We start from the raw sequence: 14,962 nt of genomic DNA, 5'->3' as shown, positions 1-14,962 counted from the left end.
ACCGGCTCCTGACTTCTACACTCACGCCGCGATGTCTGAGCACCATTACGGCATGCGGATGCGCCAGAGCCTCGCCCAGTTCGAGCGGGCGTTCCTCGTCCAGCAGCAAGAGGAGGAGCGACGTCGAGCGGAGCTAGAGACCGAGTTGGCCGCCCGGTCGCGCGCTCGTTTCCGCGCCCGTCAACAGCAGCGCAGCTCCAAGCGGTTCTACCTGCTTGCCCTCTCGCTCGTGGCGACCGCGGTCGTGGTGACGGCGGCGATGCTCGGCACCCTCTACATCCTCCTCGTCTGACGCGCTCACAACCGCGCCTCCTCCCCGGGATGCCGGGCGGTCAGGTCGCCGGCCCGCCCAGGTCGCGCAGGGCGGCGTCCACCTCGGCGACCACCTCATCCCCCGCGCCCGCGAGTCGTTCGTCCTGAATTTCGAGATAGACCTCGGTACGGAACACCGGCACGTGCCGTGGCGCCTGGATTCCGATGCGGACCTTCTCACCCATGATGGCGAGCACCGAAACCTCGATCTCGTCACCGATCATGATGCTCTGGTTCGGCTTCCTCGTGAGTACCAGCACTGGCTGCCTCCCTGCTCGACGTGAACCCTCAGCGCACCAGTGCGCTCAGGTTGCGGCACCGACCCCGGCCGAGTCAGCAACCTCGCGCGAGCATACCGGCCCGGCCCGGGCGCTGACAACCGCCAGTACCGACAGCGCCGGCCGAGCCGGTGCGCTCGGGCCGCCGGAACCCGGCCGACAGGGCGCCGGGCCGGCCCCGGCGGGACGGGCGGGGCGCCGGGCCGCGCGACCTTGACTATTCTCAGCTCTCAATGCCAAGAAAATCTTTGAGGCCGGAGCTGAACCGGATCCGTGGCTGGGTGCGCCAAGGGCGCACGGACGCGTGGATCGCCCATCAGCTCGAGGTCACCGTGCAACAGATCCAGGCCTTCAAGCGTGAACAGGCGCTCGAGCCCGGGGGCGACCCCGACGGCGTCGAGATCACCGTCGACTTCGATGAGGAAATCGACTTGCGAGCCGAAGATGACGCACTGATCGCCGCTGAGCTTGACGCCGAGGCCGAAGCCCGAGCCGCCGAGGAAGCCGCCGCCGCCGAGGCCGCCGCCGAGGCCGCCGCCGCAGCCGCCGCCGCCAAGGCCGCCGCCGGCGAGGACGACGAGAGCGACGGCGAGGAGGACGACAAACCCAAGCGGCGGCGCGGTCGCCGCGGCGGTACACGGACGACCCGGCGCAAGAAGCCCGTCGGCCCGCTCGAGGCGACCTTCGACCACGGTGAGGAGGGCTACGGTCTGTGGCTCGACCCCGCCGTCGAGGACGACCCCGTCTACGCCGAGTACTGGGCCGGCCACCGGCCGGTCGAGGTGACGATCGAGGAGGACCAGATCATCATCCGCCGCGTCGTCACTGAGGCTGAGGCGGACGCTGAGGCCGACGGCGACGACGACGAGTGAGCGCCGCGGGGGGCGCGGAGCGGGGCCCTGTGACGGGCTCTCTCAGCTCCCCTCGGACTCCTCCGGGAGCCGGCGGCGGCCACCGCCGTAATCGTAGGCGCGCCGGACGTAGCGGCTGAAGGCCGCTCCGATGATCGTCGGCATGTCCCAGGCCTCGGGATGCTCGGGCATCAGCCGGGTCGCGAGATCGAAGCACCAGTCATTTCCCTCGAGGTAGAGCGCACCGAGGGCTGCGGCTGAGAACGGCGCACCGAGCCGGCGGCGCAGTTCGGCGACGACCGCATCGATCACCACCTCGAGCCGGCGCCGCTGGGCCGGGTCGGCGGCCCGCAGCCGCCGATCCCCGTCATCCCAGAGCACCGCGAGCGCCTCGAAGTCGATCTCCGGCTCCATCAGGAGCGCCTCCGCCTCGGGCTCAGTGGGTGATGATGAAGGACTGCTCCCCGCGCCCGACCATGCCGAGCTGACGGGCCCGGGCGAGGATCGTCGCCCGCTGGGTGAGTGCGTGCTCCTCCGCCAACAGCGTCCGGTTCTCGGCCGCGAGACGGTGGACTTGGGCGAGGCCGCGCTCGGCCTGGGCGTGGCGGGCCAGCAACCCGGCCAGACCGGTGATCCAAAGGTAGGCGATCAGTGCGAGCACGGCGATCATGCCGCCCCGGGCCGCCCGATCCCAGCGGATCCGTGACAACGGCGCCCGGGAACGGACCCGCCGCGGCGCGAAGCCCGCCGCGGCAGCGCTCCGCGGCCGGGGTGACGAGCCGGCGCGCGTCGCCGAGCGGTCGCTTCGGGACAGTGAACGGGCAGCAGCAGAACGGGCGGGCGGCATCGACTCGCTGTGTCCTTCGACACCCGCCGCGGCGCTCCTCCCCGGGGTCGCGCCCGCGATTCAGACATCCGCCGCGGCGCTCCTCCCCCGTCACGGCCCGCGGCTCAGATCCGGAACACCGAGCGACCCGGGTACTCGGCCTCGGGCCCGAGCACCTCGGCGATCCGCAGCAGCTGGTTGTACTTGGCGACCCGATCGGTCCGAGACGGAGCGCCCGTCTTGATCTGACCGCATCCGGTCGCGACGGCGAGGTCGGCGATCGTCACGTCCTCGGTCTCCCCCGAGCGGTGCGACATCACCGCGGTGTAGCCGGCCTCCCGGGCCATCCGGATCGCCGCGAGCGTCTCCGACAGCGTGCCGATCTGGTTGACCTTGATCAGGATCGAGTTGGCAACCCCCGCGTCAATGCCCCGCTTGAGCCGGTCGGTGTTGGTGACAAAGAGGTCGTCGCCGACCAGCTGGATGCGGGAGCCGAGCCGGTCGGTGAGACGCCCCCAACCGGTCCAGTCCTCCTCGGCCATCCCGTCCTCGATCGAGACGATCGGGTAGCGGCCGGCCAGCTCGGCCCAGTACAGCGACAGCTCCTCCGCCGACAGCGCCCGCCGTTCGTGGGTGAGCACGTAGGACCCGTTCTCGTAGATCTCCGACGTGGCCGGGTCAAGCGCGATGAACACCTGCTCCCCCGGGACGTACCCGGCCGCCCGGATCCCGGCGACGAGCACCTCGAGCGCCTCCTCATTGGAGGCGAGGTCAGGGGCGAATCCCCCCTCGTCACCGACGGTCGTGCCGAGGCCGCGGTGCTGCAGGGTCGCGCGCAGACTGTGGAAGACCTCCGCCCCAACGCGCAGAGCCTCCGGGAAGCTGTCAAAGCCGGCGGGGACGATCATGAACTCCTGGAAGTCGACCGAGTTGTCCGCGTGGGCCCCACCGTTGAGGACGTTCATCATCGGCACCGGGAGAATATGGGCGCTCTCCCCGCCGAGGTAGCGCCACAGTGGCAGCCGCTCCTCCGCGGCGGCGGCGTGGGCGGCGGCGAGGGAGACGGCGAGGATCGCGTTGGCGCCGAGGCGGGATTTGTTCGCGGTCCCGTCGAGGCTGATCAGCGTCCGGTCCAGCGCCGCCTGGGCGGAGGCGTCCATGCCGCGGATCGCCGCGGCGATCTCTGCGTTGACGTTCTCCACCGCACGGGTCACCCCGCGACCGAGGAAGGCGCTGCCGCCGTCCCGCAGCTCGGTCGCCTCGAACTCGCCCGTGGAGGCACCGGAGGGGACCGCGGCCCGACCCCATGCCCCCGACTTCACGCTCAGCTCGACCTCCACGGTCGGGTTGCCGCGGCTGTCGAGGATCTGGCGGGCGTGGACATGTTCGATCTGGCTCATGGGGTGGGGGGCTCCTGTCTGCCTGCTTTCAGGGCCGCACGCGCGTAGAAGGCGAGCTGCCGGTCAGAGTTGAGATCGTTCCAGCTCTCCCCGCAGGAGGCGGCCTCCTCCACGCCGGCCTCCACGCGGGCACGAAACCGGTCGGCGGAGGCACGCAGGGCAAGCTCCGGGTCGACCTTCAGCTTGCGGGCAACGTTGACGCCGGCAAACAGCAGGTCTCCGAGCTCGTGGAAGCGTTCCTCCGGGGTCGTTGCGGCCCCGACCGCCACGAGTGCGTCAGCGACCGCGTCCCGGGCGGCGGCCTCGCTGGCGGGGTCAAAGCCGCTTGAGGCGGCCCGCCGCTGGAGCTTGCGGGCATACAGCGGGCCGGGCAGGTTGGCGGGCACCTCCCCGAACACACCCGGCTCCCGGCCCGGCTCGGTCGCCTTGATCGCGTCCCAGTTGGCGAGCACCTCCGCGGCGGTCGCGGCCTCAGCGTCCCCGAACACGTGCGGGTGGCGACGGATCAGCTTCTGGGCCGCGTGGCGGGCAACCGCACCGAGATCCCCGGCGTTCCGCTCCTGCAGCAGCAGAGCGAGGAAGTGAACCTGGAAGAGGACGTCCCCGAGCTCGTCCAGCAGCTTGGCGTCATCGCCGGAGTGGGCGGCGTCGGCCAGCTCGTAGGCCTCCTCGAGGGTGTGGGGGACGATGCTCTGGGCCGTCTGCTCCCGGTCCCAGGGGCAGTCGGCGCGCAGGCGCCGGACGATCGCGTCCAGGCGCCCGATCGCGTCGGTGATGTCCTCGGCGCCGTCCACGGCGGGCGCAGGTTACTTCTTCTTCGTGTGTGACGGTGTCGTCGCGCCGCTCTCCGGGTTGACCGTCACCGTCGAGCCGGCGGGACTCGTGCTCGTGCTGCTCGGCGCCGTCACCGTCGAGCCGGCGGCGCTCGAGGGAGCCGTCGTCGTCTTCGGCGGCGTGTAGCCGTGACAGTCGACCATCGAGTAGGCCGGCTGGCAGTAGGTGGACGGCCCCCACTGAGCCTTGACCGTCTTGTCGATCTTCGCCTGGGCGGCCGTGTCGTACTGCTGCTGGAGCAGGGTCTTGATCTCCGCGGTCACCTTCGACAGCGGCTGGGTGACCGCCGGGGTGATCTTGGTCACCTCAACGAGGTAGTAGCCGAAGGTTCCCTTGACCGGGCCCTCGAGCTTGTTCAGCGGCGCGGAGAAGATCACCTTGTTGACCGCGGCCTCCTCCTGCCCACTCTGCAGGCCGGTGATCACGCCGCCGGTCGCCTTGCTCGCGCTGTTGGTCGAGTACTGCTTGGCGACGCTCGCCCAGCTGCGGCCCGCCTTGACCGCCGCGAGCGCCGCGTCGATCGTGCTCAGTGAGCTCGTCTGGATCAGCTTGACGTTGCGGGACTCGGGGCTGCCGAACTGGCTCTGGTGGCTCGCGTAGTACTGCTTGATCCGGGCCGGGGTGATCTTCGGGACCTGACGGCTGATCAGGCGCTGGAAGAGCGTGTTGACGCGAAGGCGGAAGGTGATGTCCTGGGGGGTCTCGCCGGTCTCGACGAGGAACGCCTTGTACTGGGCGGTCGTCGGGAACGTCTGGGCCTTGGCGGTCTTATACGCCTTGGCGGCGTCGGCGGCCGTGTAGCGCAGGCCGTCCTTGTAGGCGGTTCCCTGATACCAGTAGGCCTTGATCAGGAAGTCCATCACCTGGCTGGAGAGCTGGGCGAAGAGGAGCTTGCAGTCGTTGCGGATCGTCGCCGCCGGCGTCTTGGCGTAGGTGGCGATCTGAGCGCGCACCTGAGCGATGCAGCCGGTGAAGCTCGGCGGGTCGGTCGGGACGATCACCGGGCCGCCGCTCTGGGCGGCGTTGCCCTTCTCCGCGACGTACATCCAGTGGTTGAACGCCTGGGTGGAGATCGGGTTGCCGGCGACCATCGCCACGTCAGAGGCGGGGACCGTGGTCGAGGAGCCACACGCCGCCACCGCGACGATCACAACAAAAACGGCGCCGAGCGCCGTGACATACCGCATTATCTTCGTTCTCACGAGGGCGGATCGTAGCGGCCCCGCCGTCGACGGGTCCGCAGCGGTCGCCGATTCCTTACGAAGTTGTTAACGCCTGGGCCCGCTCGGCGGGGGCCGCATCGGCCTCCTCGGCACCCGCCCGCAACAATCCGAGCAGCGCGTCGGCGACCCCGAGCACCGCGGGGAACTGGGCGGCGGTGATCTGGTTCGCGCCGGCGTCCCCGACCCGGACCGACAGCTGGGAGCGGCCCGACTCGTACACGGCCGCCGGAATCTCGGCGCGCAGCGCCTTGGCCTGGGCGGAGGTGAGGCCGACCGGTGCGACGGCGAGTCGGCCCTGGCGGAGGGAGACGCTGTCGACCCCGGCCTGGCCCAGCTTGATCCGGGCGATCTGCAGGGAGATGAGGTTCTCCAGCGGCTCGGGGATCGGCCCGAACCGGTCGACGAGCTCGTCGGAGAGGAGCCCAAGGTCGGCCACCTCACGCGCCCCGGCGATCCGCCGGTGCACGTCCACCTTCGCCTGCTCATAGGGGATGTAGGCAGCCGGCACGTAGGCGTCGACGTTGACGTCGAGGCGGACGGGCTCCCAGTCGGCCTCACCGTCCTCCCCGTCGACGCCCGACAGCGCCTGGACGGCGTCGTCGAGCATCTGCATGTAGAGCTCGAACCCGAGCGCGGCGACATGCCCGGACTGCTCGTCCCCGAGCAGGTTGCCCGCCCCGCGGATCTCGAGGTCGCGCATGGCCACCTTGAATCCGGCGCCGAGCTCGGTGTAGTCGCTGAGGGCGGCGAGACGCTGGCCGGCGTCGGCGGTCAGCGTCGCCGCTGACGGGTACAGCAGGTAGGCGTAGGCCCGCTCACGCGAGCGGCCGACGCGGCCACGGATCTGGTAGAGCTGGGAGAGGCCGAAGGTGTCGGCCCGTTCGACGATCAACGTGTTCGCCTGGGGGATGTCGATCCCCGATTCGATGATCGACGTCGCCACGAGCACGTCCGCCTCGCCGCGCAGGAACGCCATCATCTGGCGCTCGAGTTCGCCCTCCTCCATCTGCCCGTGGGCGACGGTGAAGGACATCTCCGGGCACAGGCCACGCAGCCGGACGGCGACCTCGTCGATGTCCTCGACCCGGTTGTGGAGGAAGAACGCCTGGCCGCCGCGGGCCTTCTCGCGCAGCAGCGCGCCCTTGACGAGTGCCTCGTCGTACTCGCCGACGTAGGTCTTCACGGGGCGGCGGCCCTCCGGGGCGGTCTCGATCACCGTGATGTCGCGGATCCCCGCCAGCGACATCTGCAAGGTCCGCGGGATCGGGGTGGCCGACATCGCGATCACGTCGACCTTCAGCTTCATCTGGCGCAGCAGCTCCTTCTGCTTGACGCCGAAGCGCTGCTCCTCATCGACGACGAGCAGCCCGAGATCCTTGGCACGCACGTCCCGGCTCAACAGCCGGTGGGTGCCGATGAGGATGTCGACCTGCCCGGCGGAGAACGCCTCGATCGCCGCCTTCTGCTCGGCGGCCGGCCGGAAGCGCGAGACGTGCTCGATCCGCACCGGATAGTCCTTGAGCCGTTCGGAGAAGGTGCCGAAGTGCTGCTGGGCGAGGATCGTCGTCGGCACGAGCACCATCACCTGCTTGTTGTCCTGCACCGCCTTGAACGCCGCCCGCAGCGCGACCTCGGTCTTGCCGTAGCCGACGTCACCGCAGATCAGCCGGTCCATCGGCCGCGGCGCCTCCATGTCCGCCTTGACGAACTCGATCGCGTCACGCTGATCGGGGGTCTCGGTGTAGGCGAAGGCGTCCTCGAACGCCCGCTGCCAGTCGGTGTCGGGCGAGAAGGCGAACCCTTCGCGGCGCTTGCGTTCGGCGTACAGGTTGAGCAGCTCGCCGGCGAGCTCCCGGGCGGCCTTGCGCGCCCGCGACTTGACCGTCTCCCAGGACTTGCCGCCCAGCTTGGACAGGCTGACGCCCGCCCCGCCGACGTAGCGGCTGATCTTCGCGAGCTGGTCGACGGGCATGAACACCCGGTCTGAGCCGGCATACTCGAGGGTGAGGTAGTCGCGGGTCACCCCGGCGACCGTCTTGGTGTCAAAGCCACCGAAGCGGGCGATCCCGTGGTCCTCGTGGACGATCAGGTCGCCGGTCCGCAGCTCCGTGAAGGACCGCAGCGCCCCCCGCCGGCCGATTCGGCCGGGCCCCTCACCCGCCTGACGGCGGCGGAAGAGCCGGTGCTCGGGGATCACCGCGAGCTCGAACTGGGGGGCGATGAACCCCTCGCGCAGGCGGCCGTGGGCGAAGGACAGGGGCGCCCGGGCTGCTGCCGGTCCACCGAGACCGGCATCAGCTCCACCCGTTCCGGTCGCCAGCCAGGCGACCTTGAGCCGCCCGAGGTTGTAGGCGGCGCGCTCGCCCTCGCCCCGGTTGGGCCAGACGATGACGGTCCGGTAGCCGCTGCGGGTCAGCTTCTCCAATTCCGGCTCGGCGGCGGCGATCCCGCGGGCGGCGATGTCGGCCGCCTGGGCGCGGAAGCTGAAGGGCTGGTCCTGCTCGAGGCTGGAGAGACGGATCCGGGCGCGACGGTCGATCTCGGCGCTGACCGTCTCGGGCGCGAGGTAGAGATGGTGGGCGTCACGGTCGTGGAAGGCGGCGCTGACGTCCTGGAAGTGGTCGGCGAGCGCGGGGGCGAGCTCCTCCTCGGCGGCGAGGATCACCGGGGCGTCGGTGAGCTCGAGGAAGGCGCGGAAATCCTCGGTCGGCAGCAGCTCGGTGATGTCGGGCCGGTTGTCGTCCTCGGCGGCGAGCTCGGCGAGCTCGCGGTATTCGAGGGTGAGCTCGGCGGCGGGGGCGATCTCCACCCGCTCAAGCGTTTCGAGGCTGCGCTGGGTGAAGGTCGAGAAGGCACGGATGCTCTCCACCTCGTCCCCGAACAGATCGACCCGGACGGCGCGGTCCTCGGTGGAGGGGAACACGTCGAGGATGTCCCCGCGGACTGCGAACTGGCCCCGGTCCTCCACCTGGTCGACGCGCTCGTAGCCGGCGGCGACGAGGTCGGCGGCGGTCTCCTCGAGGTCGATGAGCTCGCCGCTGGCGACGGTGAACCCGTGCGGGCGCAGGCTCGGGTCGGGAACCTTTTCGGCGAGCGCGACAGCGGAGACGACGACGACCGGTGCGCGGTCGCCGGCCGGGTCGAGTAGGGCGTCGAGGGCAGCGATCCGCTGGCCGATCAGGTGAGCGGGCGGGTTGAGGTGCGACTCATAGGTCACCCCGCGGGTCGGGTAGTAGCGGACGGTGCGCGGGGCGAGCCAGGCCCGCAGGCTCGCGGCGAGGTCCCGTGCCTGACGGTCGTCGCCGGCGACGACGAGCATCGGCGTCGAGGGGTCGCGGTGGGCGAGCGCGGCGATCAGGTAGGGCCGCAGGACCCCGGAGACGAAGGCACGTCCACCGTCGGTGGCCAGCCGGGCCGTCTGGGGATCGCGGTCGGCGTGATCGAGCAGCTCGGCGAGCATCGGCTCTGCTCAGTCTAGGCGTCGTCGGGAGCGGCTTCGGCGGCCGCGATCAGCGCGGTGGCCGCGGCGACGCCGGCGTCGACGAGGTCAGCGACCGCGTCCGCGGGCTGACGGAAGCGGCCGAGCACGTAGGCGGCGACGACGTCCGGATCGGTGCTGTTCGGCCGTCCGACCCCGAGCCGGACGCGGGGAAAGTCTCGGGTGCCGAGCGCCCGGGAGATCGACTTGAGGCCGTTGTGTCCGGCGAGCCCGCCACCGAACTTCGTCCGTACCTCGCCAAACGGTGTGTCGATCTCGTCGTGGAGGACGAGGACCCGCTCGGGCGGGACCCGAAGCTCACCGCGGGCCGGGCCGACGCTCGCGCCCGAGTCGTTCATGTAGGTCTGGGGGCAGAGAATCGCGACCGCGGGACCTCGCGCCGGCGCCCCGGGGATGGCGCCGGGCCGGATCGCCGCCGTCCCGATGCTGATGAGACCGCGATAGCGCGACTGGGGACTGGGCATCCCCCACTCGTCACGAAGTCGCTCGGCGACGACGAAGCCGACGTTGTGCGGGGTGCCCTGATACTGGGCACCCGGGTTGCCGAGGCCGACGATCAGCCAGCTGACCGGATGGCTCGGTCGCGCGGGCACGGACGAGGCGGTGATGAGCGAGTCGCGGGCGTCAGGCGGAGCCGACGGGTCGCGACGAGTCGCCGCCTAGGCGGCGGCGTCCTCGCCGGCCGTGGGCTCGTCGCCCTCGGTGGCCGCGTCGGCGTCCGCCTCAGCCTCACCGACGAGCTCAGTCTCGGTCTCGATCTCGTCATCGCCGCCGGTGGCGCGACTGGCCCGGGACGCGCTGATCGTGGCGACCGGAGCGTCCATGTCCCCGAGGATCGTGACGCCGTCCGGGGCGACGATCGCGCTGAGAGCGACGGTCGCACCGACCTTGAGGGCTGAGACGTCGAGCACGAGCGCGTCGGGGATGTCGCTCGGAAGCGCCTCGACGGTGACCTCACGGAGAATGTGCTCGAGGATGCCGCCCTGCTTGACGCCGGGCGCGTCATCGGCGCCGGCGAGTTCGATCGTCACCTGCGTCTGGATCGCCTCGTTGAGGTTGACCCGGAGCAGGTCGAGGTGGGTCGTCACGCCGGTGACCGGGTGCCGGACGAGGTCCTTGAGCACCACCGGGCTCGGCGTGGACCCCTCGAGCTGGAGGTCGATGACCGCGCCGGCGTGGGCGAGGGTGTGGCGCAGGTCACGTTCGTGGACGGCGAAGGCGACCGGCTCCTGGCCGCCTCCGTAGACGACTCCGGGGACGAAACCCTCCCGGCGCAGACGGCGAACGGCCCGCGAATTGGACGGCTCGCGGGGCGTTGCGGCCAGGGCGGATGAAGACGATTCGGGCATAACAGGCGTCGATGGTAGCGGGCGCCCACAGAGGGCCGCTGCGGCGGGGCCGAGGGGTGGCGGCCGGGGCATGACCGGGGCGCGAACGCCCCCGTGGCCGGCTGTGTGATCGCCCGCGCCAGGGCGTGGCGGCGGTGACCTCAGTCCCGTCGTCCCAACCTCGCCAAATCCTACCCCCGGGATGTAACCTATTCCAAATGTCGGAGTTCGAGCTCCTCGCCTGGATGTTCGGGATCCATCTCGTCGGCTTCATCGCCGTGGGAATCCTGATGCTTCCCACGTTGCGTGACGACGGCGACCCTCCGACGGATCAGGACAGCGGCTCCGACGACGGCTGGGGCAACCTGCCCAACAGTCGTCCTGACCCCCGGGGCTGGCCGGGGGGCGGCCTGCCCCTCCCCGATGCCGAGCAGTCGAGTGTGCGGCTACGCGAGCCCGGGCGGCTCGCCGACAAGGTTCCCAACCGCGATCGCCGACCGGTCCGCGATCCGCGACGCACGCCGGTCCCCTCGCCGGGACACGGCCCCTCCCACCACTGACCGTCGTCCTCCGGTGCCGCCGCCGGACGCCGTCGGGACCCCGGGGGTTCAGGCGGCGTCGCTGATCTCGAGGAACCGCTCGACCGACGCCTCCTGGTGGGCGAGCCGCTCGGCGAGACGCCGGGCACGGTTCGCCGAGTAGTCGAGGAAGTCGACGACGCAGGCCTCGGGATCCTCCTGGAGCGGGTAGATCTTCGTGACGTCCTGCTGGGCACAGACGATCCCCAGGGGCGGGCGGCCCTCCGCGAGCGTGCGCGGACTCGTCACGGCGGTGACGAGCAGTTGCAGGTCCGGGGCGATCAGCGCCGTCGGCAACAGCCGCGGTTTCGGCAGCGCAAGGTCGAGGTTGACGCGGTGATCGATCTCGATCACCCGCCCGGCGAGCCGCTGCAGCGGCTCCCGCCAGACCGCGAGGACGACGTCGGCGGACAGCACCGCGTCCCGGAGCGTGCGCGCCTGCGCGCCGTACAGCTCGCGGGCCTCGTCGGCGTCCTCGGCATCGGCGAGGTCGAGGTCGCACGGGACCCGCAGCAGCTCACCGGCACTCAGCACCGAGCCCGCGCCGCGGCTGCCCGGGGTGAGGTAGGTCTGCAGGGTGCCGAGGTCACGACGGGCGTAGAAGACGACGGTCACCGCCTCAGAGACCGGCAGCCCGTCGATGCGCAGGGAGACCGAGACGGCCGAGCTGTCGTCGAGCAGCGCCCGCCGCAGCAGGTCCTCGGCGCCGTCCTGCTCCTCGTGGTGACCGGATTCGAACATCTCTACCTCCTGAATCGGCACTTCCGCTCGCTCATTTATGCATGAGACACGGTCGTTGCGCCAGCTCCAGGCGGAGCGGGGTGCCCGCCGCCGGCTGGCCCGACGCACAGGCGGGCGGCGGGCCGCCGCACGCGAGGAGCGCCGGCCGGTACCCTCGGCAGCCGTGCGCGTGCTCTACACCCCGTTCAAGATCCTCGCCGGCCTGCTCGCCCGACGGGCCGGGCAGGCCGCCCTCACCGACATCTGGGCGACCTTCGCCGACGGCACGCCGCCCCCACCGGCCCACACGAGCCGACGCCCACTCGGAGCGGTGTTCTTCACCGCCGCGGTCCAGGCGGCGATCCTCGCCGGGGTCGGTGCCGTCATCGACCAGCTCGCCGCCCGCAGCTTCCATCACCTCTTCGGCGCGTGGCCGGGGAAGGCCCCGGCCACGGCGGACCCGGTCGACCCCGCGGCCGGCTGACGCCGGCCGCCCCGCCCGCCCGGGCCCGGGGGCTCAGAAGAGCTGGTTCTCCCCGCCGAAGACGCCCGACACCGACCCGTCGGTGAAGATCTGGCGGATCGAGGCGGTGAGGAGGTCGGCGACCGACAGGGTCGTGACGTTCGCGGGCGCACCGGGACGGAGGGTCACCGTATCGGTGACGACGATCTGCTCAAAGCCGGCGGCGGTGAGGTTCGCCCACGCCTGACCGGAGAAGATGCCGTGGGTGGCCGCCGCATACACCCGGCTCGCCCCGGCGTCGAGCACCGCGTCCGCGGCGGCCTTCAGCGTGCCGGCGGTATCGATGATGTCGTCGACGAGCACGGCCGTCTTGTCCTTGACGTCACCGATCACGTAGTTGATCTCGGCGACCTGCTGGGCGGGCCGTTCCTTGTTGAGGATCGCCAGGTCGGCGCCCATCTTGGCGGCGAAGCGCTTGTTGAGCTTGACGCGACCGGCGTCCGGGGCGACGACGACGAGATCGTGCAGCCCGAGGTCGGTGAAGTACTGGGTGAGGATGAACATCGCCGTCATGTGGTCACAGGGCTTCTGGAAGAAGCCCTGGATCTGGCCGGCGTGGAGGTCCATCGTGAGGATCCGGTCGATCCCGGCCGCCTCGAGCATCCGGGCGACGAGCCGGGCGGTGATCGGCTCCCGCGGCGCCGACTTCTTGTCCTGGCGCGAGTACCCGTACCACGGGCTGACGGCGATCACGCGGTGGGCGGAGCCCCCGACGGCGGCGTCGACCATCACGAGCAGTTCCATCAGCGCATCGTTGGCGGTGAGATCGTTCTCGGGGTTGCCGCAGATCGGCTGGACGATGAACACGTCCGCCCCGCGGACGGACTCCTCGAAGCGGCCGTACACCTCCCCGTTGGAGAAGGTCTTCAGGGTCACGTTGGTGAGGTTGACCCCGAGCTTGTCCGCGATCCTGCCCGCCAGGCGCGGGTTGGCCCGGCCGGAGACGAGCATCAGGCGCTTGTCCGCCTCCGCGTGCATGTCAGACAGGCTCAGGCTCGTGCCGACGCCGCGGGGCTCAGAGTCAATCAGGCTCATGGTCGGCCAGATGCTAGGGCTCGACGGGGATGGACGGCGCCCGCCTCAGCGGCCCGGCGGCAGCTCAACCCCGCACTTTGGCGTCGTTGTCTCGGTCGAGGTAGCCATCGACGTTGCGCTGAGCCGAGCGGGCAACCCCCGGCGAGCCGGCCAATGCCCCCGGGGGAACGTCCTGGCCGATCACCGAGCCGGCGGCGGTGAAGGCACCCTCCCCGAGCCGGACCGGCGCGACGAGCGTCGTGTCGACGCTCGTCTTCACCCGCGCCCCGATCGTCGTCCGCGCCTTGCGCCGCGTACGCGCGTCGTAGTTGGCGGTGATCGTCGCCGCGCCGAGATTGACGTCCGCGCCGATGTCGGCATCGCCGATGTAGCTGAGGTGAGGCACCTTCGAGCCGGGGCCGACGTCGGCGTTCTTGATCTCGACGAAGGTGCCGGCCTTCGCGCCCGCCCGGAGCACCGTGCCGGGCCGGAGGGAGGCGAACGGACCGACGCTCACCCGCCCCTCGAGCACCGCCCCGTTGACGTGGGAGTGAACGACTCGTGCCCCCTCCCCCACCGTCGCGTCGATCAGCGTCGTGTGCGGGCCGATCACCGCCCCGGCGGCGACCGAGGTGGCGCCGAGCAGGCAGCAGCCCGGCTCGATTTGGACGTCGGGGGCGACCGTCACCCCGACGTCTGCGGTCGTCATCGCCGGGTTGACGATCGTCGCCCCTGCCGCCATCAGCTGCTCGAGGATCCGCGCCTGGGCGACCCGGGTGACCGCGGCAAGCTGGATCCGGTCGTTGACCCCCCACATCTCGACCGGGTCGGCGAGCCGGTGGGCGCCCACCCGCGCCCCGTCGCCACGCAGGACCGCGAGGACGTCCGGGAGGTAGAACTCGCCCTGGGCGTTGGCGTTGTCGATCCGCGCGAGCGCGTCCCCGAGCGCCGCACCGGCGAAGGCGAAGATGCCCGAGTTGACCTCCTGGATCGCCAGCTCGGCGTCCGTCGCGTCCCCAGCCGCCTTCGCCTCGACGACCCTCACCACCTCACCGGCGGCGTCCCGGACGACCCGTCCGTAGGCGCCGGGCTGATCGAGGATGGCGGTGAGCACGGTCGCGGCGGCCCCAGCGGCGGCGTGCGCGGCGAGCAGGCCGGTGAGGGAGGCCGCCCTGAGCAGAGGCGTGTCACCGGTGAGCACGGCGACGGTGTCGGCCCCGGCGATCTCCCCGAGGGCGGCGCGGACGGCGTCTCCGGTTCCCAGCGGCCGCTCCTGGATGACGACCCGGACGTCCGCGTCGAGATGGGAGCCCAGCGGCGCGCCGGGCGCGTCGACGACGACGATCGTCTGCGCCCCGGCCGCCCGGGCGGTCGCGACGGTCCAGCCGATCATCGCCCGGCCGCAGATCGGGTGGGCGAGCTTGGGCAGCTCTGACCGCATCCGGGTGCCCTTCCCGGCGGCGAGGATCACGACAACGGGTGACGCCACGATCGGCCTGATGCTAGGGGATGGACTGCCGGCACCGAGATCCGGGCGCGGGCGCGGGTTCCGCGAGTCGAGGCCGCCCGGAGCGAG

The 14,962-nt window shown here is 71.3% G+C and carries 16 protein-coding genes; 4 read left to right on the top strand and 12 right to left on the bottom strand.

Annotated elements, in window-relative coordinates:
* Nucleotides 1–31: 31 nt before the first annotated feature.
* Nucleotides 32–292 carry a hypothetical protein gene (locus tag M3M55_RS07395; protein ID WP_249012181.1) on the top strand — a complete coding sequence of 87 codons (261 nt, stop codon included), beginning with the start codon at nucleotides 32–34 and terminating at the stop codon, nucleotides 290–292.
* A gap of 40 nt (nucleotides 293–332) precedes the next feature.
* Here M3M55_RS07395 and csrA read toward each other — a convergent pair whose 3' ends face one another.
* Nucleotides 333–572 carry a carbon storage regulator CsrA gene (gene csrA, locus M3M55_RS07390; RefSeq protein WP_249012180.1) on the bottom strand — a complete coding sequence of 80 codons (240 nt, stop codon included), beginning with the start codon at nucleotides 570–572 and terminating at the stop codon, nucleotides 333–335.
* A 251-nt stretch (nucleotides 573–823) separates the two neighbouring features.
* Here csrA and M3M55_RS07385 point away from each other — a divergent pair, with 251 nt between their 5' ends.
* Complete coding sequence (locus M3M55_RS07385) at nucleotides 824–1,462, top strand: hypothetical protein (RefSeq protein WP_249012179.1); 639 nt, start codon at nucleotides 824–826, stop codon at nucleotides 1,460–1,462.
* Between the two features lie 42 nt (nucleotides 1,463–1,504).
* Here M3M55_RS07385 and M3M55_RS07380 read toward each other — a convergent pair whose 3' ends face one another.
* The 8 genes from M3M55_RS07380 to M3M55_RS07345 all read right to left on the bottom strand — a co-directional run bounded on the left by M3M55_RS07380 (nucleotide 1,505) and on the right by M3M55_RS07345 (nucleotide 10,572).
* Nucleotides 1,505–1,855: a hypothetical protein gene (locus M3M55_RS07380; protein ID WP_249012178.1), complete on the bottom strand. Its 351-nt coding sequence runs from the start codon at nucleotides 1,853–1,855 to the stop codon at nucleotides 1,505–1,507.
* Nucleotides 1,856–1,877: 22 nt separating this feature from the next.
* Nucleotides 1,878–2,150 (bottom strand): septum formation initiator family protein, encoded by a 273-nt coding sequence (locus M3M55_RS07375; protein ID WP_249012177.1) that lies wholly within the window; start codon nucleotides 2,148–2,150, stop codon nucleotides 1,878–1,880.
* Between the two features lie 242 nt (nucleotides 2,151–2,392).
* On the bottom strand, nucleotides 2,393–3,667 hold the full coding sequence (gene eno / locus M3M55_RS07370) for a phosphopyruvate hydratase (RefSeq protein WP_249012176.1): 1,275 nt from the start codon (nucleotides 3,665–3,667) through the stop codon (nucleotides 2,393–2,395).
* Nucleotides 3,664–4,461 (bottom strand): nucleoside triphosphate pyrophosphohydrolase, encoded by a 798-nt coding sequence (gene mazG, locus M3M55_RS07365; protein ID WP_249012175.1) that lies wholly within the window; start codon nucleotides 4,459–4,461, stop codon nucleotides 3,664–3,666. The genes eno and mazG overlap by 4 nt, the downstream gene beginning before the upstream one ends.
* A 12-nt stretch (nucleotides 4,462–4,473) precedes the next feature.
* Complete coding sequence (locus M3M55_RS07360; protein ID WP_249012174.1) at nucleotides 4,474–5,703, bottom strand: peptidyl-prolyl cis-trans isomerase; 1,230 nt, start codon at nucleotides 5,701–5,703, stop codon at nucleotides 4,474–4,476.
* Nucleotides 5,704–5,758: 55 nt separating this feature from the next.
* Nucleotides 5,759–9,184 (bottom strand): transcription-repair coupling factor, encoded by a 3,426-nt coding sequence (gene mfd / locus M3M55_RS07355; RefSeq protein ID WP_249012173.1) that lies wholly within the window; start codon nucleotides 9,182–9,184, stop codon nucleotides 5,759–5,761.
* 14 nt (nucleotides 9,185–9,198) lie between these two features.
* On the bottom strand, nucleotides 9,199–9,816 hold the full coding sequence (gene pth / locus M3M55_RS07350; protein ID WP_249012172.1) for an aminoacyl-tRNA hydrolase: 618 nt from the start codon (nucleotides 9,814–9,816) through the stop codon (nucleotides 9,199–9,201).
* A 66-nt stretch (nucleotides 9,817–9,882) separates the two neighbouring features.
* A complete protein-coding gene (locus M3M55_RS07345; RefSeq protein WP_249012171.1) occupies nucleotides 9,883–10,572 on the bottom strand; it encodes a 50S ribosomal protein L25 in 690 nt (229 codons plus the stop codon).
* 197 nt (nucleotides 10,573–10,769) lie between these two features.
* Here M3M55_RS07345 and M3M55_RS07340 point away from each other — a divergent pair, with 197 nt between their 5' ends.
* On the top strand, nucleotides 10,770–11,111 hold the full coding sequence (locus M3M55_RS07340) for a hypothetical protein (RefSeq protein ID WP_249012170.1): 342 nt from the start codon (nucleotides 10,770–10,772) through the stop codon (nucleotides 11,109–11,111).
* A 48-nt stretch (nucleotides 11,112–11,159) separates the two neighbouring features.
* On the opposite strand, the gene M3M55_RS07335 is transcribed toward M3M55_RS07340, so the two are convergent.
* Complete coding sequence (locus tag M3M55_RS07335) at nucleotides 11,160–11,870, bottom strand: hypothetical protein (protein ID WP_249012169.1); 711 nt, start codon at nucleotides 11,868–11,870, stop codon at nucleotides 11,160–11,162.
* A gap of 163 nt (nucleotides 11,871–12,033) precedes the next feature.
* Between M3M55_RS07335 and M3M55_RS07330 the strand changes: the two genes are divergently transcribed.
* Nucleotides 12,034–12,333, top strand: coding sequence for a DUF4235 domain-containing protein (locus M3M55_RS07330; RefSeq protein ID WP_249012168.1), 300 nt, complete (start codon nucleotides 12,034–12,036; stop codon nucleotides 12,331–12,333).
* Nucleotides 12,334–12,366: 33 nt separating this feature from the next.
* Here the strand turns inward: M3M55_RS07330 and M3M55_RS07325 are convergent, their stop codons facing one another.
* The gene (locus tag M3M55_RS07325) at nucleotides 12,367–13,323 is read right to left on the bottom strand and encodes a ribose-phosphate diphosphokinase (protein ID WP_371878746.1); all 957 of its coding nucleotides are present in this window, start codon (nucleotides 13,321–13,323) and stop codon (nucleotides 12,367–12,369) included.
* Nucleotides 13,324–13,471: 148 nt separating this feature from the next.
* The gene (glmU, locus tag M3M55_RS07320) at nucleotides 13,472–14,875 is read right to left on the bottom strand and encodes a bifunctional UDP-N-acetylglucosamine diphosphorylase/glucosamine-1-phosphate N-acetyltransferase GlmU (RefSeq protein WP_249012166.1); all 1,404 of its coding nucleotides are present in this window, start codon (nucleotides 14,873–14,875) and stop codon (nucleotides 13,472–13,474) included.
* Between the last annotated feature and the right edge of the window lie 87 nt (nucleotides 14,876–14,962).

The organism is Conexibacter sp. DBS9H8, from assembly GCF_023330685.1.
GTDB lineage: Bacteria > Actinomycetota > Thermoleophilia > Solirubrobacterales > Solirubrobacteraceae > Palsa-465.
Note: the sequence above shows the minus strand (reverse complement) of the source record. Positions and strands in the feature narration are given on the sequence as shown.